A 21,129-nucleotide genomic window follows, 5' to 3' on the forward strand; every position below is an offset into this window, starting at 1 on the left:
TCGTTGCGGAAGTCGACGGTTGTTGCCGCCATCGCCAGCAACATCGGTTCCTGGAACAGGACGTCGGCCTGATCCTGGATGGGTACCTGATCGGCGCGCGCGGCCTGCAAGATCACTCGGATCGAACTATTTCGCGGCGGTTGGTCGGCCGCTTTGGGTTGCGAGCCGAGATCGAGCCAGGCCTGCCACAGCGCTCCGTTGCTGCCATAGTCAGGCCCGTCGATGCCTACCCGGCGAAATGCGGTCATGCGACCAGCCATCGCTACGCCCCTGCTCTTGCGATTGGATCAAACAACGGTACGGCTGTGCCGCGGTAGACTTTCACGCGCGGCGATCGCCCACTGCCGAAAATCTGGTCGGCAAGGCAGCGGTCCACAAATTTCACTAGGCCGGCCTTGTCCTCTTGCGGATCAGACGCGAGTTGATTGATCGCATCCATGATCGACTTGCGCTCTCCGTCGTCAGGTGGCTGCCGCAGCAATAGCGAGCAGACGCGGAGCCTTGCCATGGCGTTGCCATCGAGATCCCCCAGTGCTGCGACAATGCTCGGGTCGGACAGTGCTTGACAGGGCAGATGCATCTCCAGCACGGCGGCAACCCCGTCCTCAAAGGCGCCGAGATCGAGAATGGCGGTTGCCGTGAAATCCCTGGCTTCAACCGCCAGGATCAGTGCGTTGATCTTGGCGTACGTACCTGCCGCGCGGGTATCGACAGTGATCGGGATCGCGACAATCACATCGACAGAACTTGGCAGCGTCTTGGTGGTGGCGAGGCGATAGGCCGCCTTTGCGATGGAGCCGGACGCCGGCAGGACGGCTGGATCGGCCGGCAACACGGTGTTGAGCGGCGAATAGTTCGCAAAGCGGCTCTTGGCCTCCTTGCGCGCGGCAACGACGCGACGCATTTCGGCGCAAATGGGTCCGCTGATCATGGTCTTGAAATCTGCCGCGTTGTAACCGGTCCTTGGGATGAGAGCACGGACACTTTGGCGCTGCGTGATGCCGCCGGCGCTACTGGCGAGCGTCGGCCATGTCCATCCGCCAGTCTGGGTGGTGCTGACGTCGGCCGGCAGGGTCGATGGCCACGGAAGACCCGCGGCGAACGCGGCGGTGGTGAATTGTCTCGGCTGGTCTGCCGGCGGAGGCCAATTGGTGCGGGCCCAAAGATCAAGGAATTCCCAAATGTCCTTGGCTCCCACAATGGCCCGGTAGTCTTGATAGACATCGCGCCACGCCGCGACGGCTGCGGTAAAGGCCGGCCAGCCAGTGTTGACGGCGGGGACATGCACTTCGAAGGTGAGTGTCGTGGTCGGCGCAACGACCGGCCAGATTCCGGCCGCGCCAAAATCTTCCGGCGCAAGCACGAATTTGCGCAACGGGTCGCCGCCACCGCTTGTAGGATCCGTCGTGGCGATCGATGGCGCGAATTTTTCCGATGGCAGCGTCGCGTCGCCCTTTACCAGCACCGACGGATAGAGTTTCCAACATATCCCGTTGACGGCGGGCGGCTCGACGGGGGGAGACGTCGGCGACGACGGGTCGAACAAGGGGCCGACCAGGTTCATCCGGTAGCCGGATGCTGCGGCCGGCTGCCCGGGCACTGGTATGACTGGCCGCTGCTGTCCGATGATGTCGAGTTCAGCCGATGCGGCCGACAGCCCGGCGTCATCAGTCGCGACAACGCCGATCTCATAGCGCGCCACTGGATCGGGCAACATGAAGACGTCGGGAATATTGTTGGCTTGCAACCAGACTTTCCGCGAGTCCTGCGGCATCGAATCGAACAACCGCGCAAGGGGAAGACGGAAGGTTACCCAGACGCGATCGGGATTGTTCAGCCTTTTGACACACCAGTCAGGCGGCGGAGTGGGAGCATTGATGTCACCAGGCTTGGGCGGGACGCTCGGCCTCCACGGCAACGCGAGTTCGTAGTGCCCTTCCTCGATCGTCGCGACGACCGGCTCCGACACCACCACGCCGGCCGAGGCAAATGCTGCGACATGGGTGCGGAAGAAGAACGGAAGCGCTTCGGTGCGTAGCGCTAGAGCACCACGCCAGCCATCAGTGTAGCGGCCGGGGACAAAGTCGGTCTTGCCCTGCGGCGGAGGCAATTGCGCAAGTCCGCCGAACTCGTCGCTGCTGTCGATCAGCTTGAACGGGGCAGGGCGATGGTCCCAGCCGCCAAACGCCTCCGTGGTGTCGATATTCGCTTGCAGGTCGTTGGCCCAGCTCTGCATCGGGAATTCACGCCAGAAGCCGAACGAGACGGTCTCGAACGACAACGCGCCCTCGACGGTGACGTTGGCCTCGGAAAGAACTTCTTCCGGATGTCGTGAGTAAAGAAACTCGAGCACCTTGCGCGGCGCGGGATCGGTGGCGGCGGTCGGTGGCAGAATCTCGATGCGCCGGGCATCGACGAGGACCGGAGGCGCCAAAGGTTCGCTTCGCGGGATCACAACGTCGAAGAATCGCTGGCTCCAATTGTTCTCGAACTTTTGTTGTGCGTCGGTGCTGTCAGCCAGCACGTCGACCCAAGCGCCGCCGAGTCGCGGCGGCTTTGGCGGAACGTCGGGGTCAGTCGCGTGGGTCAGCGCATCGGTGAAAGCCTCGTACCTTCCGTATGGGCGTACCGCGTACCGCTTCAAGCGCCGCTTGCGGTCGTCATGCGTGAACAATACCTCCATCGTGCCGTCACCGGCCACGCCGACGCGCCAAGGATCCGGGCGTGTGACTTCGGCGATCGCGAACAACGGCATCTTCGTCCGCTCCGGCCGCGACGCAGGCCCGTGTTCGATGAAGCGCCGCGTCCATTCGGGAATACGCGCCACCACGGTCGGCTCGTCGGTTGCGTTTGGCCACCCATCCGGCAGGCGGCGCAGCGCGTAGCTGCGGAAGCGCTTGATTGCGTCCAGCAAGGACTTGTGCCCCCCCGGCCCGGCCAGTGCGCTGTACCGCCGTGCCGTCATCTCCGGGAAGCGACCGAAAGGCTGCACCTTGCAATCGTCGGGTGATGCGACCTGCTCGATGTCGGCGCCGGTGACCCATGCCGCGCCGGTAGGCTGGCCGAACACGGCCGCTGCATCGGCCAGGTTGACGGTGACGCGCGCAAGGGCTGCAATGTCGCCCTTCTTGAGTTTGCTAGCGTCGATTTCGAGCGTTTGCTGCTCGCCGGCGCCGTCGAGCATGGCCTCGCGCAAGGTCTTGACCGCATCGCCGGTATCGGCCTTGGCGATCAACGTCACGATCGGGGGTTTCGCCAGTCCGGACGAAAGATCGATAACCTCTGCAATGGCCACCAGCCCCTGGGCAGGATTGAGGCCGTTCAGATCGATTTGGATTTTCGCCTTGTCGGTACGGTCCGGGAAGGCTGACTTGATGGCGAAGTACGCCACGACCTTATCGATCGGCTGGCGGCTTCCGCCCCTTTCATCGCCGCTGTCGACCCAAGCGCCGGCAAATCTATCGACGGTCGGTCGCAGCGAAATCTGGACCAGCGACAACGCCTTATCGTCAAGAAGCGCAGCTACTTCGTTGGCCGCAACGCCACTCATGCCGCCGTCGAACGAGGCCAGCGACATGGTCCCGCCGGCGTGGGTGACGATATCGACGAACGGCGAGCCGAAATCGGTCAGCGGATATCTCCGCAGAATCTCATCAAAGGCGGTCCGCAGGATCTCCAGCGCATCGGCGGGAGGGACATAGTCACGGGCCTCGGTGTCGTAGAGCTTGAGGCCCGCGGCGAGCCCGAGGCTGCGCATGATACTCCAGCCGTAGGGATCGCGCTGCACCGGCGTTTCATCGAACCAGCCTGCGACCTCCTTTGCGCCGATCTTGGGCGATTGCTCCAGAACCGGTTCGTAACGGCGATACCGCGGTCCCGGCCTGGTCTGCGCCGCGATCTTGAACGGCTGTGGACCTGGACCGGGCGTACCTGGTGTTGCGCCGAGATTGATGACGAGTTTCGCCGCCGCCTGCTGCGCGCCAAGTGCTGCGACTTGTACGCCGTCGAGTCGCAGGGCCAGCCGACTGATCGCGGTCATGATCTGGTTGACGATGTCGGTCCGACTGGCTGCCGTTTTCCCTTTCGGAACTTCGAGCCGTAATTCGGTGATTTGACCCGCCGGCGGGAACTGGAAGTCCTGGCCGAGTTGGAAGCCGAGCGCCGGCACCAGGCCGCTCCAGTCTGCGATGGAGAATTGGACCGAGGGTCCGATGTTGGTTGCCGGGTCGGATAGCCACGTCTCGATCGCCTCTATAGCCGGCTTGGCCAGATCCAACTGAGGGTATCGCAGCCTGAGGCGCGGCGCGGTCTGATATCGCGCCCAGTCGATGACGTCGGCGAGCACGGGATGCACGGGCGGGTCGAGATCGATCTGCCAGTCGGTGCTACCAAGCACGATGTCCGGCGCGCCGGTCGCGCCGGGTTTGAGGGCCCGGACGGTGATGCGCGCGTTGCGGAACGGTGCGGGGTTCGCTTCAAATGCCGCGCGAATATCCGGAGCGTTCGCATTCCAGACCAGGTTTTGAAAGAGTTCGCGCAAGACCGCGGCGGTCCATTGTGCCTTCAGTCCTTCCGGATGCAGGATTTCTTCGGCTCCGTCGGCCAGAAGCCGCCGCACCTCGCCGCTGAGTTGATCGCTAATCTTGAGTGCAACGGCAATGCGTTCAGGCCGACCGTTGGAGAGCAGTTCGGTCAACAGCGGCTCGTCAACATTGATCGCCAGCGAGCGGCGCAAGATCCGCTCCGGCCAGACAAGGAAGGATTCCGCAGGTGAATACCACGCGCCCTGCCTTATGGAGCTCGACGCCAACAGCCGGCTGGTTTCACTTGGATAGTGCGCCTCGAGCTTGGCGAAATCAATGATTTCGGCTGGATCGAGCCGCGCCAGCGACGGCGGTAAGGCTTGAACGCGCGCCAGGTGGCCTGCGGGAGGATCACGTGTGAAAATCAGTGCCAGAATTTTGCCATTGGCGAAGGGAGGCTTGCCGCGTACGGGCTCGACGATGAGTTTGCGATAGCCGCGCGCGCGCACGCATAATTTGAGATCGAAGGTCAGGGCGTTCGCCAGATTGTCGATCTGGACTAGGCGGATCTGGCCTTTGGCAGCGTCGCCGGAATCGTCAAGCCGGTCCAGCGCCGCCAAATCGCCGCCGACGTAGATCGCATCCATCGTGCCATCTACGGTGTGGATGCGCAGTGCGGTGCCAGGATTGGCATCCACGGTGGAATTACTGAATGGGTAACGCAGGCTCAGCGCCGCCGGGGCACTGGTGGCGCCTTCGGCTTCGCCGGCGACATCGAGCTCGAAAATGTCGTATCCACCGAAGTACAACGCAGACCGCTTGGCACTATGGTCCGCGGCCAGCGTGTCTGATGCGGCGGGCCGGGCGTTCCATCGAACCTTCGTAGCGACGCGGCGCGCAGCATCGCGCATGCGCCGAACCGGCGGCGTACCTGTTGAGCCGTCGTTCCAGCCGAGCAATTGGGCAAGGGTGGCATCCTTGTCGGGGTGCAGGATGGTGACCCGGCCGGCGTCCCCATCGAGATCTTCCGACAGCAACGGCGCCGACTCGATTTTGACCGGGTGTTCGAATACTTCGACCGGCGCGGCGACCGCCGGTAAATTGTCCTTGGTAGCGACGCCGGTCAGATCAATCAGGATCGTTGCGTCCATCGGGCACCACGGCGGCTCAACGCCTTTAAGGCCGAGGTCAAGCTTGGGCTGGATCGCGAAGCGAACGCCGATCGGTCCGCTGTCGAGCCGATTCCGCGCTGTCCGTTTTGCTCCGATGGCCTCCCTGAAGCCATCCAGGTTATCAATCATGTACCCCGGCTTCGGCGGCAATGCCGCGGCCACGACCCCGGTCGGGTCGTCGAAGCTCGGCTCCTTTACCTTGCCTGCGTCGGGTCCGGGCAGCACTCCATCGGTCAAGGTGATGACGAAATCCCGGTCTGTCGGGCGCTTGATCGCGAAGTCGGCCGCGGACGGCCGTGCACGGGCGTCGCTCACCGCATCCGAACCATAGAGCCCGATCGGAACCGCAAGTTCATTCCGGACCCGCACGACGTAGGAGCGCGGCGACTTCAGGTCATTGCGCTTCTTCGGGTCGGCGGCCGGGTGGTCGGCAGCGTCGTCGATACCGAGCGTAAAGGTCGGTATGAAGGAGGCCGTCGAGGTAACGTCGGCGATTACCTGGTCTTTGCTGCCGCGATATTCGAAATGCAGCACCGCACGGCTGACACTTTTGCGCGCCGGCTTGACCGCTTCGGTTTGCAACACCAGCGGCGTCGGCGGTCCATCTGTGCCGGCCGTGTCGACCGGCACAACGACGTAGCGCAGCACATTGGGTGGCGGGTTCGGAATGTTCGCCGGTGGTCCGCCCGGCTTGCTCGCGGGTATGTTCGACGGCGGCAGCAGCAAGCGGCGCAGCTCATCGGGAAGGTCAGACAGATCGTCGACGAATTGCGCGTTGGGTCGCACGAAACGCCAAACGAAATTGGCGGTGACCGGGTCGCGCACCAGACGCATGGGACCGGCCGCCTTGGTCGTGATGCGCATCGGCTTGTACTGGCTGTCGACGCTATCCGGCGTCGTTACGACGCGCTCGATCCGGTAGTGCTTCAGGTTGAATTCAGGGTCGTTCCACACACCGGTCGATGCGCCGAATGCGGGCTCGAGGTCCCAGTCGAGCCGGATGCCGCTCGCGGTCGCTTCGATGACCGGATCGGCCAGCCTCGGCGCGCGCTCCCTGAACATCCGTTCCGGCGGATTGAAGAGATGGACGTTGCCATCGAGCGGAACGATCGAGCTGACTGCGGAATCCACGTTGAAATTTGCGACACGCGGAAGATCGTCGGCTGAAGCCCGTTCGAACAGCTTGTCGATGTCGCCTCGTTTCACGACAAAGGCAATTCCCATGGTCCGGATGTCCAGCCCGACCTCAGCCGCGCCCGCCTGCCAGGAAGCATCGGCGCCGGCCGCAAGCCTGGCTGCGGAATCGCACAACGAGGCGATCGCGGCCGAGCGTCGTTCCTCGATATCGTTGGCTGCGCGATATTCGATTCCGAGATTGATCTGATCTCGGCCCGCTTCGGTGAGCACTTGAGCGGCGGACTCGCGGTTATCCGGCAGTCTCTCGCGGTCAGCCTTGATATGCGTATTCAACGGCTCGTTCAGATCCGCCGCGCCGGCCGCGTTTGGCTGCCGAATGAAACATTGCGACAGGAACCGGCCCATCGGGAGCGCTTCGCCGCCGGACACGGCGATCTTCCAGTCCAGATTGTAAGTCAGCGGCACGGGAGTTGCCGGAGGGGTTCCGAATTGGATAGGCTGCTTGCCTGACTCGGCATCAAGTCGGAACAGATCGACGGGCGTCATCAAAGGAGTGCCGTCTGCTTTCGTTCGCGTCGATATGCGCAGCGCCGTCGGGTAAACACCGCCGCCCGACTCGAAAATCGTCGGCGGTGGGTAGAAGCTGCTGAAGGACTGGCCATCTCTGCTGGTCGGGAGTTTGTTGGTATCCAATCCGGTTTCGGTGTGATCCCGGGGCACGAAGACCATCACAAATCGCTCGTCGTCGCCGGTGCCTTGGTCGCCGGCGACCGGAAACAGCATCGCCCAATACGCGGTCGGCTGCAGCGGCCGCCCCTGCGCGGTCGGGGCCGCGCCGGGTGCGGGGGCGGTCACCGCGTCGTGCTTGTCCAGCGCGTCGTTGGCAGCCTGGTCGGCATCGGCTGCACTAGGTCCGCGCGGCAGCTCCGGTGCCGGCGGCGCGATGCCCTTTTCAGCGTCCGGCATCGCAACCGTAAGGCCAAGCTGCATGAAGCGTTCGACGCGCGCCCGTGCCTCGTCGAGGCGTCCGGGATTGATCGCAAACCCGATACCCAGCCGGATGTGACGACCAAACGCCCCGACGGCAACCGATGCCGCACCACGCGCTGCGATGCTGTTCGGCGTGGCGGCGGCCTCAAGTGCGATCGAGATCGTCAGCGAAATCGAAAAACCGACTTCCAGATGGATGTCGGTGAAACCGACACTGAACTCGAGCCATACGCGAACCTGCAGCGAAAGCGAGATGTCGAAAGCGATCGAGCCGTAGAACAGTGTTTCGCTGAAGCGCTTGACCGAGATGTACGCAATGAATTTTGCATCGATGGCGAAGTCCGCGCGCGCCGCCACAGAAGCGCCGAACGAGCGGCCGCCGACCTGGCCGCCAAATTGGGCGTAACCTCGGGCGCGGAAGGCGATGCCATACAGCATCGAGCCGTCCTCGATGCGGTTGATCAGCCCGCCCTCGCAGACGATCTGGAAGCTGCCGCCGCTCTGCCTCTCCTCGAACGTGAAACCGAGTTCGTAAGGCCAGCCGAATTCCTGGTGGAACAGCCCGGGACGGATGTATGTCGTCGCCGACCACCGAATGTTCTTCATGGCCTTGACGAGCGGCGCCGGCAGTTTTGGATGAGTACCCTCGACGTCGCCGGTGCCATCGGCGATTAGGCGCCCGAGAAACTCCTTGCGCGGGACTGAAAGGTAGACATAACCGCGCAGGGTCGGGTTGTTGCGCCATCCATCATTGACACTGGAATCATGCCAGTCAGCGTAGTTGCGTGCGATCCAGACCCGCGCGTTCAAGAAGAAGGTGAAGTCGCTGCGCAGGGCTGCGACGATGTCGAATAGGATCGGGTTAGGAAGCTCCTTTTCGCCGTCGGCGTTATATTCGGTTTCCTCGGAGGCGCTCTCGATCGTGATCAAGCCCCGTAGCGCCAGCGTGACGCGATTGCCCTCCGCCTCCGGCTCCCACGATTTTACCGAGGCAAGGTTGCCCTGGTATTTGGATATGTCGTCCAGGACTTTGATGAGGTCCTTGACGTTGGTCACCTGATCGGCGCGGTTGAAGGCGGCGAGCGTAAAGCGGTAGCCGAAGCCAAAGCCGACCTCCCGAAGATAGATCGGACCGACCGGGGTCGGTATTTCGATCGAAAGGTCGTCGGCCTCGCCATAAAGGAAAAACGCCTGGCGCAAATCGCCGCCCGGTTTGCGAAGCTCGAGGAAGCCCATCGCGGCGGACATAGCGCCCCAGCCCTTGATGGTCAGCTTGCCGGAAGCAAGGAAGCCGTGGACGGTGACGTCCTTTGGAAGTGCGCCCGGCGAGTAAAGACTCGGCAAGGTATCGTCCACGGTCATCGCCGTGCCTTCGATCGATGCCGCACCGCCGAAGCGTATGCCGAGCGTCAATCCGTCGAACCGGATCTGCGGGAGTGACTGGCCAGCCTTCGGCGGCGCGATCCATAGCTCGTGAAAATCAATTCTCGGGCTGACGATATCGCCGGCTTCGACGAAATTGACCTGTCCGGAAATCGACAATGCCGGCTTGCCGCCGAACGCCGGCGAAGCCGGATGGAATCCGATGCCGCGCAGCTCGAAGTTGAATAGATTGAAGAAGTTGAATCGCTTGGCCGGAACCACGGCGACCTGGAACTTAATCGCGCGCAGCAGCATCGACGAATCCCGAGCGAGCGGCGCCTTGTCCAGGGTGATGGTAATGCTACCGAGGTATTTCAGCAGCCCGTCGGTGAATTCGCCCTCCCGTGGCTGGAATACCGCGGTCCCAGTCAGGGTGAAGTAGAAATGATAGCCGGCGCCATTGCCGGTAAAGTTCTGAAATTCGAGGCCAAGCGCGGTGATAGTCAGCACGAACCGTGTGGCGTGGCAAACGATCGGATCGTTGGCCTTGTCGAGTTTGGCTTCGGCGCTCTGCACAATCAGCGAGCCGTCGCTTCCCCTTCCCATCGAGATGGAAATCGTGGCGTTGGCTTCGCCGACCAGTTCAGGAGGCAGTTGCCCGGAGCCTTTGATCGAAAATGCCTGGATTTCGCTGTTCTTGATCGAGAGCCCGCCGCCATCGAAGCGGAACGGCATGTCGACGCCGGCGAGTTGCACCGGAGTGTCACGGTCGACCTTGGCCGCCAGGTCGAGCCCGCTGCGCGACATTCCGAGCTCATCGACATGAAACACGATGCCGCGGCCGCCGCTGGCCACCTGGCCGTAGGCAAGGTCGAGCCGCGCCTCAGGAGCCAGTGAGAGGCGCACGTCGCCGCTCGAGAAATCCAGCCCGAAGAACGGAAATTTGCCGGCAGGCCAATCGGCGCTTCTGGGCGCATTCAGGACGATGTTGCCGTTCAGGCCAAGCAAACTGAAATCCGATTTGCTGGCTTCGCCGAAGATGCGGACCTTATCGCCGCCGGACAATCGTACGCTGAAATTCGTGAGGTCGATGTGGACGTTGAGATCGAAATCGACATTTGCGTCCTTGATTTTCAGCGTCACGCTGATCGGCAGATCAAAGGCACCGTTTCCGACCGGAACAGCAGATTTCTTCGCGGTGACCTGGATGTACTGGCCGAGCGCGTCAACAAACTTCGGCGTACTCTGTTTGGATGATTGAAGGAACGGCAGCAGCCTGTCGGTCTGAGCCTCGATGTTGACATCGACACTCGCCCAATCGAGCGGCGAATAGGTGATCGCGCCCGTCATGCGCGCGACCATCAAGCCCGCGGGCAGGCTGGTCCCGGCCGGCGGCATGATCGGCGTCGCCTGGACTGTCGCCTTGCAGGCCTGCATGAATTGGGCCTTGCCGCCACTCAGGCGGATGACCGCAATCGCCGTCGTAGTATTGAATTTCGCGGTGGCTTGGATCAGACGCTTATCAGCCCGTTTGCCGTCCGGGTCGGTATCCCTCACGGCTTCCACGCCGGCGTCGCGCGACAGCCAGAGATCGGTTCCCAAGGTTGCGAGTGAACCTACCGGCGGTACGGCCATCAGCGCGACGCTCGGCGAGCCATCCAGCTCGACGAGGAGCATCGGTTGCCAGTCCAGCGGTATGTCGATGCTGAGGCCGAGCTCCTGACCTGAAAAATTCCCGCCCGGCGCATTGACCCATGCCGGCGTGATGACGATTTGGCGCAGCGCATAGCTGCGCGCGTCGAGCCGCACCTCCACGACGATTGCGATGCCGGGGCCGCTCGTCCCGAGGGCCTTGATTGCATCCCACAGCATGCGCATCAGCTTCGCCAGGACCTCGGCGACCGCTTCGGCGACGCCGAGCAGCGAACTGGCGGCGGAGCCGGCCTGCTGCGCCAGCCAGCGCACTGCCGCCGCCATCATGTCCGCGAAACGTTCGAGCACCTTGAGAACATTTGACAGATCGGGGACGTTCGGACCCTGAACGTGGAGCGCCGACACGAACCGGACCAGCGCCTGGGCAAGATCGGCCGCTTCCTGCGCTGCCAGCGCGACAAGTTTGACCGGATAGGGTTCGACAATTTCCAGCGCGGTCAGTTGGCCCGACGAATTGCCGGTAAGGGTGTCGAACGTCTGTGAATAGGCGGCATGAACGGCGATCAGCAGTGCCGGATCGTTCTTGGCGCGGACCAGGATGCGCGGCATGTTGAGCGTGGCGGTGACGCCCACCGCCGTCGGATTTGAGAGGTCGACCGGGGGCATAGCGAGGCTCAGCTCCGAGGCCGCCAGTTCGATCTTGAACGGCAGCGCGTCGGGCTTTTCGATGGTGGTCGCTGGCAGATCGATGGGGGGCACGCCGGTCGGGATGACTTTCCCCGCAAGCGACAATGTGCCGGCGGCATCGAGCGTGATGCCGAAGCCGTTGATCGCAGCGATATCGGTAGTGTGGCCTGCGCTCTCGTAGATCAGCGTACCATCGCCGCGCTGCGCCGGACTGGTGGTGATCTCCAGCTGCTTCTGCGCGTTGATCGCCAGTGTGGGCTTGGGCGCGGTAGCCCATCGGATCGATATCGGCCACTTGCCGAGATCGAGTTTCGGAATCGGTAGATCGAACTTGAACAGATTGATCAGACCGCTCAAATCGAGCGCGGGCCAGCTTAGTTGGGGCCACGGGATCTTCGGCCAGCGCAGATGCAGCGCGGGAAACTGGGGCAGCGGGTGCAGCGATATCGAGGGCAGCAGATCGACCACTTCGTTGCGGGTCAGCGAGACCTCAAAGCGGACGTCAGCGCGGGTGATTTGGTTCGGCACCGATATCTGGCCAGTTCCGGTCAGCGTCGCGGTCAGCAGTGGAGTATCGTCCTGGCCAGGATCAAAAGCCGCAATGTCGATACCGAGATGGGCCTCGAAAGCTCCGGCCGCTGCGAACGGTATCCCGCTGATGCCGAAAAAGCCTGCAGCCGCAAGGTCTATCGATACGCCTTGAAGCGCTTGCCGCAGCGTGTCCCGTTCAGCTTCGGCGGCTGCGGCCAGCGCGAATGCCGCACTGTCTCTGAGGGACTTGATGTCCTTTTGGATCTGACTCCAGGACTTTAGCTTCCACGGATCGAGCGCGACATCCGCGTCTTCGATCAGGATAGATTCTAGTGGATGGCCGGGCGTCTGGGATGCATGGGACGGAATTACAAACGGATTGATTTTGATTCTTCCGCTGCCTTGCGGCGTCGTGACGAGAATCTCCTCGACCTTGAATGGATCGTTCGGGGTTAGGCCCGCGATGGTCAGCGCATTCGTTGCGCCGGAGAAAAAAATTATGCTCGCCGCCATCCACGCCCCCGGTGTCGGCATTGAGTTGGCGAAATATGCCAACAATTTTCAGTTGTATCTTGCCATTCAATCATAAATGATAGGCCATTGCCAAGCGACATCGTCAGATTTTTAGAAATGGTTTTTCAACCGCGCCGGGGGACGCAAGATGGCCGATCAGCAATTACTCGCGATCGTGTGGGGAGAGACCTCGGGGCTCGCGGCTAAGGATGGTAGCAATCAGACGCTCGCACGATTACACGCGGTGGTCGCTAAGCTGGCCGCCGCCGCTCAGCGCCGCGGTCTCGGTGGAAATCTGAAACAGCAACTGGCGCCGCGCGCCAACGACGCAGTGGCAATGGTCACCTACAACGCGATGTCGTCGACGGTGAGCGCAGTCGAGACGAACACGTATCGCGCCGAGATGGAGTTGCCAGCGCGCGCAGTGCTCTGGGAGGTCAACGAAAACGGCGCGCCGCCGCGCGACAATTTGCCGCCAACATCCGTCGCCTGGATGTTCGACGCGGATGTCACGTCCGGCGGCGATTTTGTTGCCGGTACCGGCGCCGATACGCGAACCTACCGGCTCTTTGAATCGCCCAAACTTCCTGCCGAGGACGAGTTGCCCTACGTCTCCGGTTATACCGATTCCGGTGTCGTTCGGCCTTCGGACCGGCGACGCTGGTATCGAAGCCCAGCTTGGGGGATAGGACTTTCCGGCGGCGCGCTTTTTTTTCTAGCGGCTTTCAGCTTGCTGTGGACCGCGAGCAGCTTCAGCCTAGCGTATGATCTGCTCGCGAATCGGCAGATCGAAGACGGTCAGAAGTTCAGCAGTTCCCTGCCGTTGCCGGCGTGTCCAGCTGGAGGGGGGCCGGATCAGAAGGCTTGCGAAACCGCAGCCGACACTCTAAAAGGCAAGAGCGGCACAGCGCTGGATGACGCGAGAAAGAGTCGTGACAAAAAACTGTATGACCTCTTTTCCGATCAAGGACCTACGTGCGTTGAACGGTTGACGAAATGGGCTGACGAAACGAAACCGCCAGTTGATCCGAAAACGAAGAAGCCGATTTCGGCCGACGATCAAGCCAAAAATCTGTTCTGCCTTGCCCTGCTCGGAGACGCGGTCAAGTTTGCTGCGCAAAATCTCGTCATCAAGGCCGACACGTGGGTCGGACACGCCGCACAATTCGTGGGTTGGTGGCTGTTTGGCTGGCATGTGCCGACGAGCGGAGCGCAGGCCGTGTCGCTTGGTATGCCAACGGCTCTGATGATGCTCGGCGTGATCCTTGTGCTTGTTGGGTTGGGCAAGGGCGTCAACGGTACTCCACTTGGTGCGCTGATCAGTCCAAATGGCCGATACTCGCTCGCGCTCGCCCAAGTGACCTCCTGGACTGTTCTCGTACTGACGAGCGTGATGGCGATCGCTATCTTCAACGGAGGTCTTGTCTCCGAGATGGTCCGTAATTTCCCAAGAGCGGTGAGCGACCTGCCCAATGCTGTCAAGAATGGATTCTTTCCGGATATCCCTACCGGGATCTGGGGTGTGCTGGGGATTTCGTTCGGGTCAACCGTCTTGTCCACGCTGATCAAGTCAATCAAGGGCACCGACGATTCGCCAACGGTTGTTTCGTCCGAGAGGTCGCAGCCAGTCGGCAGCGTGACCATGTTCAAGGACAAGGTCGCGGGATACGACCCGCGGCACCGCGCCTCCATTGCAGACTGGTTCCTGGGTGAAGACACCGACAACAAGGACAAGATAGACATCACGCGCGTGCAGATGGTGCTGATAACGTCCGGGCTGCTTGTCACCTACGGAAACGCGATCTTCGCGGCGGTCCGCGATCTCACTGCGCAGGAAATCTTGCTCGTGATCCAGAAGGTTGATGTCCTCATTGGCGCTTTGCCGCCGGTAGGAACGTCAATGGCCGCCATGCTGGCTGTCAGTCACGCCACCTATCTTGTGGCAAAGGCTGCTGACACGCCGTCGCCAAAACCAGTGCAGCACTAACCGCGCGGACTTTCCGGCATCGTTCGCCGATCCGCACGCCCAGACAATAGCCGGTCCAATCGGTTTCGCAAGCCTGCAAGCGCTTGAGGCGCGCAGTGTCGCGGTGCGTATCGCTCTGTCGCTCCGGGCATGGCAAGATGCGTAGCCACGATCGGCTTGATCAGGACGACTGGCTATCGGAAGCACCGGCTCTGGGTGAAGGCGGAAACTCTGTTTCCGAGACGGACGAATTTTGACGCCCTCAATGTCAGAGTTAGACTTAATGTTGAAGAGCGGATCCATCTGATCTGCTACCTCCAGCGCCCAACGCGCCCATTTTTCGAATTCTGGCACTTGCGCTACTTCTGATCTGCGTCTTGCCTCGACGTATTCACGTATTAGCCTGGCATTTCGCCAGTTCTTGGCCTCGGTTAAAAGCCCATCGCGGCGCGCCTTCTCCTCGGCTGCAATGCGTTCCCGTTCTTCGCGTTCAGCTTTCTCCTTAGCTTTGCGCCGTGCTTCGGCTTCCCCTTCCTCACGCTTGCGCTGCCACGTCGCCATCTCGGACTGCCATCGCCGCGATTCGCGTTCACTCACAACAGCAAGGCCGATCACAATTTCAGTCAGCTTGTCTTCGAGCTTACCTGCATCATCATCCATCCAACTCGAAATAATATCTGGATGGTGCCGACCACCTTCAGCCCGTAGCTCCAGCTTGTCCTTTGCGTCCGCATCGTCAGAGCGCCGGTTACGGGCCTGACGCTTCTTTGGGGAACCCAAAGTTATGCTGACGCCCGCAGGTCCGCGGATTGAAATCTCGCGTGCCTCCCGATCGCGGATGTAAGCACTTCCTCCCCCCACCCTGGCAAAGGCGAGAAAGATTGAGTTGAGAATGCGTAGACGCCGCCGTTCGTAGGATGATTCGAAACGAGGCTTCTCCCAATGGAAGGAGCTTGCTGCCATCTTCTGACGAATCGTTTCATCGCGATTGAGCAGTTTGGCGATGGCGGGATCTGCGCGCGTCAGGTCGCGGGATAAGCTTACTTTGCCGAGACGCTTCCGAAACCGCTCCGTCAGCACATCTATGTTCTCCGGTTCGCCGTCAATGCCGGGCTCACCGGTAATCCGAGCTTTTAGTTCGGGCGGCAATGCTCCACCCATTTCAATCAGATTGATCGTTGCGAGATCGCGCGGAGGAAGAGGCGTTCGCGTAACCTTTTGACCAACATGCAGCTTGTTCCAGTATCCGCGTTCCGGGATGGGTATATCCGCCTTGCCGCAGTGCTTGGCTATCGCCACGTCAGAAATGCCGATCGCTTTGCAAATTCGGCTCATGGCCTCCGGCCAAACCAATTCATAGAGTTGTTCGCGCGTTAAGCGTAGCGTCACTTGTTTCTCTCGCGGGATTCGGATTTAGGTGCTGCAACTAGGCCCTTTTGGCAGGCGCCGCTGCAAGCGATCGGATATCCGAAGTGCGAAGCTAAGACTAGAAATCCGAGCAGGCCTTGGCCCGACTATAGCGGGCATCACCATCGAACTAGGGTAAGCGGCGTCCTGCGGCCACGTTTCGGATGAAGTGGTAATCTGCGAGCCTGCGGTTAGTTTCGACCGCTAGGCGTAGAATGGACGCAGTGCATAGTGCTATCACGGAGCCGGTTCGGCGTCTGGAAGTCTTCACCGGCGCCGGTCGTCGGCGGAAGTGGAGCGACGAAGACAGGGCGTGGATTGTTGCCGAGATCGTTGCGAGTGGTGACTCGGTCTGTGCCGTGGCTCGGCGCCATGGATTATCGCCGCAGTTTGGTTGGCGCCGCCAACTGCGAGAAGCCGCGGCCGAGCGTTCCCGATCGGAAGACTTGCAGTTCGTGCCGGCCGTGGTAGGCGCGGTCGCGCAGACGCCTGTTCTTGGCAATGAGCGCAAACCGCCGCGATGCAAGTCCAGGTCCGACGTCGGAATGATCGAGATTGAGGTCGACGGCGTCACGATCCGGGTCGGCCGTGGCGCGGATGCGACGATGATCGCGGCCATCGTTCAGGCGCTGAAGGCTGGCCGGTGACCGGTCCATCCGGGACGGTTCGAGTGATGGTGGCGACCAAGCCGCTCGACTTCCGCAAGGGCGCAGAAGGGCTGTCCACACTGGTGCGCGAGAGCATGCTGGCCGAGCCGTTCTCGGGCACGGTGTATGTGTTTCGGGCCAAGCGAGCGGACCGGATCAAGCTGATCTTCTGGGACGGAACGGGTCTGTTCTTGTTCGTCAAGCGTTTGGAGAACGGCGTCGCTGGCCGAAGATCGAGGATGGCGTGATGCGTTTGTCGGCGGCGCAATTGTCTGCGCTGCTGGAGGGGCTGGACTGGCGGCGGGTCCATGAGGCACGGGAGACGGCGACACCGACGCAGCCCGGATAATTGTTAGCAGCGCTGCGGCGAAATGAATCAGACGCCCCGCGCTCGTCGCAAAGTGCCGCCGAGTGTGATCTGATTTGCTGGTGCCGAGCGACTCCCTGCCTGACGATCCTGAGATATTGAAAGCGATGCTGCTCGCCGAGCGGTGCGAGAGCGAGCGGCTGTGCCAGATCATCAAGGAATTGCAGCGCCATCGCTTTGGCCGCCGGGCGGAGACACAGCGCGAGGAGCAGATGCTGCTTGGTCTGGAAGACGTCGAGCAGGTCGCAGCGTGCGGCGAAGCAGAGCAGGATGCGAGAGCGCCCGAAGGTCGCGTAACACGGGCCCGCAATCGTCGCATCAATCGTGGAGCCCTGCCGGCGCACCTGCCGCGGATCGAGGTCGTCGTCGACATCGACGCCAAGACTTGTCCCTGCTGCAAGGGCAAGTTGCACCGGATCGGCGAGGACAAAAGCGAGCGGCTGGACCTAGTGCCGGCGCAGTTCCGGATCTTGGTCACCCGGCGGCCCAAATAGGCCTGCCGATCCTGCGAGGACGGCGTCATGCAAGCGCCGGCTCCGGCGCGGTTGATCGAGGGCGGGCTGCCGACCGAGGCCACCGTCGCCCAGGTTCTGGTGTCCAAATGCGCCGATCATCTGCCGCTGTACCGGCAGGTCCAGATTTACGCGCGGCAAGGCATCGCGCTGGATCGCTCGATGCTGGCGTGAGAGCGCATAGCGGATGGCCTCGGCGAGCTTGCCCTTCTGGCTGATCAGGGCGAGCTTTGCGCGTAGCCAATTCTGGAACGTATCGGCGAGTGGCCGACTCTTGCGCTGCCGGATGAGGCACCGCTCTTCGGCACTGCGGCCCCGGATGTTCTTCTCGATGGCGTAGAACTCGGTTGTGCTTGAGCGCCTCGCTGGCAATTGGCGCCGGGCCGGGGGTGGCGAGTTCGTAGAAGTTGCGCCGCATATGCACCCGGCAGAACGCGAGCGCAACGTCGCCGCGCTCGGCGAGCTTGCCGTAGCCGGCATAGCCGTCGACTTGAAGAATCCCCTTGAAGCCTTCGAGATGAGCGATCGGCCGTTCGCCTTGCGGTCAGGGGCGTAGACATAAGCGACGCATGGCGGATCGGCGCCCACTCCATGGCCGGTCATCCACGGCATAGGTCCACAGTTGCCCTGTCTTGGTGCGGCCACGGCCCGGATCGAGCACCGGCACCGTTGTCTCGTCGGCGAACAGCTTTGATCTTTGCCGGAGCGTGACGAGAAGTCGTTCGTGCAGCGGACGCAGGTGCCAGGCGGCATGGCCGACCCAATCCGTTGGGAGGGACTGACGCGCTTCATCGATGATGGCCGTATCGAACTCGACAAGAATGCCGTCGAACGCGCGATCCGTCCGATCACCCTCAATCGGAAAAATGCGTTGTTCGCAGGCTCCGACGGCGGTGCCGAGCATTGGGCAGTGATCGCCTCCCTGATCAAGACTTGCAAGCTGAACGATGTCGATCCGCTTGCCTACCCGACCGATGTCCTCAACAAAATCGTCAATGGGCATCCAAATAGCGAGATACATGATCTGCTGCCTTGGGCCTATGCTGACAAGCCCGAAATCATGGCTGTAGCCAATACAGTGATCTAAGGTTGGGACGACACTGAAACGGCAGTGGGACCTTTTGCAGATGCCAGATATCTGTGTCATTTTTGATCTGGATGGAACGCTCGTTGACAGCGAGACCCTTTGTAATCAAGCCTTTCTCGACCTGCTGCCGGAGTTGAGCGATCCTGCCGAGGTATTAGTCAAAAGATACCGTGGCAAAAAGCTCTCGGCTATTCTCGCCGATATCGAACATCGTATCGGCGGAAGCCTGCCCGATACGTTTGAAAACAACGATCGCGGGCGCGTCTCAGAGTTATTTGCACGCGATTTAAAGCCTATGCCCGGCGTTGTAGCGATGCTTGATAACTTGAGCCATTACAAGTGCGTTGCATCCAGTGGACCTCCAGCGTTGACGATTTTCGGCTCGTGACGGCTTTACGTAGGCCGTGAACCCACAAACGTACAGGGCTGACGGCTTGTCGAAGTCCGCTCTGCCCCGATAGCCGACGTATTGTTGCACAGCAGCGGAACGGCGAGATGGTCCATTAACTGACTTTGTCTACTTCAATTACGAAGCTGGACTAAGGCCGCATGCCTAGCGTTTGCCGCTTGGTTTGGCAGCCTTCCTCACCGAACCTCTCTTTGCTGCGATGTTTCCCTTCGAAGTATTTGAGGCCTTGGGCTTGCTGCTTGACTTCCTATTTCTGCTGATGCCGGCGTTGGGATCAAGAAAATTCGCCGCGCCGCGAAGTCGACCTGCAGCTCGTTCAATTTCCTCTATGGCCGAACTGACGGATTGAGGCGAAACCTGATAATCACCGTCGCGGGCCTCCAGCCCATACATGTATTTGTGGCGGCCAGTTCGAGGTTTGCCATCAATGAACACGTCGGCGCTGCGTAACAAGTAGCCAATGTGGGGAAGCTGCTTCGAGAATATGTCGTCCAACTCATCAGCGTTGGGAATTTTGAACACGCCTTGTAGGGTGTCGTTTGTGAAATTGATAAGTGTTGCAACTTGGTGCGACGATTCACGCGGCACCATGCCGTTCGCTAGTTGATCCTTGGTGGTCTCAAGAAGCTCTGCAATTTCTCGAAGGTTCTTCCCCAGACGCCCTTTATGCTTCGCGTCGATTTTGAAACCCGCCCCAACAAGCTCTTTTATAAGTCCAATGAATGTCTTGACGACTTTTGGATCGATCATTTGCGCAAACTCCGCCAAGTAACAAAGTAAAGTTGGTACGGCGCCAACGCGATTGTCGGCTCAGGGAATACACTCACCTTACATCACAGAGAAATTCCAGCAATTGGCTCGCATCGTCCATTTACGTCGATTTTGGCATGTCCGCATGTCCGGTAAGGGGGCAATCTCGGAAATGCCGATTGTCCGGCTTCCGCTGATTGAAGGCATCGGTTTGGACGTGATTCAAGCGTCCAAACCGGGGCCTCGAGTCATGCTGCATGAACTCTCGGACTTTGAATGGACCTCTAAGCCTAACCCTTGTTTAGAAACTCGCGTATCCGAGTGCGACTTGTTAGAAGGAAGCCAAGAACGCTGATGATTGCACCAAATGTGAAAGTGATTGTTGTATTCTTCCATAGCCAGTGAAGAAGGCTCGGCGTGAGAGTCGATTGGGTACCACGAACGTCTACGGCGTTGCCATTAAATGCCACATTCAGCGTCGTGGCCGTGGCGCTCAGTTCAAAAGCGCCATTTCCCCTAATTACCGAAAGTGCCTGTCCGCCGAAGGGGGACGTTTTTTCGTCGCCGAAGCCCAAAAATGCGACCGTCGCTGACTGGAGAAGGTTGCTGCGGCCATTCAGTATGCCATTGACGGGCACCCGCTTGTCGAACGCGATTAGGCCCATTTGACCGCTATATTGAATGACGGACAGACGTTCACCGGCTTTTGGCCGTCTCGTCAACAGCACTTCAAGTGCGGGTCCGCTCTGAAAATGAACATTCCTCTTTGCCGTGAGCGCTCCAGCTTGGAGAGGCTTGCCATCGCCATCGAGCAATCGAACAGCTGTGCCGTTGAGCGATAAGTCTATGCCGGACCCCGGACCGTGCAGGGACAACCGCATTAGATCGGAACCGAAAAGCTCCACGGAAAGTTCGTCATCCTTCGCGACGTGGATCTCGGCGATAGCTGCGTCTGCCTCAATCTTAAGTCGCTCGTTCTTTACGTTTAGCGGTAACGTGGCCCCGCCTCGGGCGTCCGTGACCGCTGCGGCTCCAGATATTTCGGTGATGTCGTATCCGACGAATGCTAGTCCTTCTCCCTTCAGCCTAACGTCTTTCTCGAATGCGAGACGAACACCTCGGGACGACGCTTCCATTGAAATCAGTCCGGCGGTGGGGTGAATGCTGAGCAATAGCGCAACCAACGCACATGCTATCCCGATAAGAAGAAACCATCCCCCTGGTCCTAGCTTGCCATCGCTCGCATCCGGCGCCTCGCCACTCAACGCAACTGTGAACTGGCTGAGGTGTATGAGTCTGTTGGCAGCTTCTTCAATTGCGTTGGCATCGTTGGCTCGACGGGCAGCGTCGAGTTCGGAGAGTGCCAATTGCTTCTGGCTTCGGGCCCAGTCCTTAGCGGCCTCCAGACCCATGCCG

Annotated in this window: 11 protein-coding genes and 2 pseudogenes; 7 read left to right on the forward strand and 6 right to left on the reverse strand. The window is 60.8% G+C overall.

Going from position 1 to position 21,129, the window contains the following annotated elements; all coding sequences use genetic code 11:
- Both IC66_RS42800 and IC66_RS0132575 read right to left on the reverse strand, forming a co-directional pair.
- Positions 1 to 248: hypothetical protein (locus IC66_RS42800; RefSeq protein ID WP_157158134.1), on the reverse strand; the 248-nt coding region annotated here is incomplete at its 3' end.
- 14 nt (positions 249 to 262) lie between these two features.
- Complete coding sequence (locus tag IC66_RS0132575; RefSeq protein ID WP_038950471.1) at positions 263 to 12,568, reverse strand: hypothetical protein; 12,306 nt, start codon at positions 12,566 to 12,568, stop codon at positions 263 to 265.
- Positions 12,569 to 12,716: 148 nt separating this feature from the next.
- Here IC66_RS0132575 and IC66_RS0132580 point away from each other — a divergent pair, with 148 nt between their 5' ends.
- Complete coding sequence (locus IC66_RS0132580) at positions 12,717 to 14,555, forward strand: hypothetical protein (RefSeq protein ID WP_011084387.1); 1,839 nt, start codon at positions 12,717 to 12,719, stop codon at positions 14,553 to 14,555.
- Here the strand turns inward: IC66_RS0132580 and IC66_RS43820 are convergent.
- Positions 14,466 to 15,923: a hypothetical protein gene (locus tag IC66_RS43820; RefSeq protein WP_014498110.1), complete on the reverse strand. Its 1,458-nt coding sequence runs from the start codon at positions 15,921 to 15,923 to the stop codon at positions 14,466 to 14,468. The genes IC66_RS0132580 and IC66_RS43820 overlap by 90 nt on opposite strands.
- Before the next feature lie 233 nt (positions 15,924 to 16,156).
- Between IC66_RS43820 and tnpA the strand changes: the two genes are divergently transcribed.
- From tnpA to IC66_RS49275, 4 genes are all read left to right on the forward strand, one after another.
- Positions 16,157 to 16,588: an IS66-like element accessory protein TnpA gene (tnpA, locus tag IC66_RS0132585; RefSeq protein ID WP_011084389.1), complete on the forward strand. Its 432-nt coding sequence runs from the start codon at positions 16,157 to 16,159 to the stop codon at positions 16,586 to 16,588.
- 26 nt (positions 16,589 to 16,614) lie between these two features.
- Entirely contained in the window at positions 16,615 to 16,836 is a 222-nt protein-coding gene (tnpB, locus tag IC66_RS0132590; RefSeq protein WP_370141156.1) for an IS66 family insertion sequence element accessory protein TnpB, read from the forward strand.
- 181 nt (positions 16,837 to 17,017) lie between these two features.
- Positions 17,018 to 17,449 (forward strand): IS66 family transposase zinc-finger binding domain-containing protein, encoded by a 432-nt coding sequence (locus IC66_RS0132595; protein WP_011084391.1) that lies wholly within the window; start codon positions 17,018 to 17,020, stop codon positions 17,447 to 17,449.
- A 27-nt stretch (positions 17,450 to 17,476) separates the two neighbouring features.
- On the forward strand, positions 17,477 to 17,641 hold the full coding sequence (locus IC66_RS49275; RefSeq protein ID WP_014498108.1) for an IS66 family transposase: 165 nt from the start codon (positions 17,477 to 17,479) through the stop codon (positions 17,639 to 17,641).
- A gap of 39 nt (positions 17,642 to 17,680) precedes the next feature.
- On the opposite strand, the pseudogene IC66_RS0132600 reads toward IC66_RS49275, so the two are convergent.
- Positions 17,681 to 18,335, reverse strand: a pseudogene (locus tag IC66_RS0132600) (IS66 family transposase); the annotation flags it as partial.
- On the opposite strand from IC66_RS0132600, the pseudogene IC66_RS0132605 reads away from it, so the two are divergent.
- Together IC66_RS0132605 and IC66_RS0132610 are read left to right on the forward strand one after the other, a co-directional pair.
- Positions 18,237 to 18,554: pseudogene (locus IC66_RS0132605) on the forward strand (transposase domain-containing protein); the annotation flags it as partial. The pseudogenes IC66_RS0132600 and IC66_RS0132605 sit on opposite strands and share 99 nt — an antisense overlap.
- 40 nt (positions 18,555 to 18,594) lie before the next feature.
- The gene (locus tag IC66_RS0132610) at positions 18,595 to 18,942 is read left to right on the forward strand and encodes an HAD hydrolase-like protein (protein ID WP_011084395.1); all 348 of its coding nucleotides are present in this window, start codon (positions 18,595 to 18,597) and stop codon (positions 18,940 to 18,942) included.
- 165 nt (positions 18,943 to 19,107) lie between these two features.
- Here IC66_RS0132610 and IC66_RS0132615 read toward each other — a convergent pair whose 3' ends face one another.
- Positions 19,108 to 19,713, reverse strand: a complete 606-nt coding sequence (locus IC66_RS0132615; RefSeq protein WP_011084396.1) for a hypothetical protein — start codon at positions 19,711 to 19,713, stop codon at positions 19,108 to 19,110.
- A gap of 290 nt (positions 19,714 to 20,003) precedes the next feature.
- Positions 20,004 to 21,125 carry a hypothetical protein gene (locus IC66_RS0132620; protein ID WP_014498105.1) on the reverse strand — a complete coding sequence of 374 codons (1,122 nt, stop codon included), beginning with the start codon at positions 21,123 to 21,125 and terminating at the stop codon, positions 20,004 to 20,006.
- Between the last annotated feature and the right edge of the window lie 4 nt (positions 21,126 to 21,129).

The organism is Bradyrhizobium genomosp. III (genome assembly GCF_000261705.1).
GTDB classification, from domain to species: Bacteria; Pseudomonadota; Alphaproteobacteria; order Rhizobiales; family Xanthobacteraceae; genus Bradyrhizobium; species Bradyrhizobium ottawaense.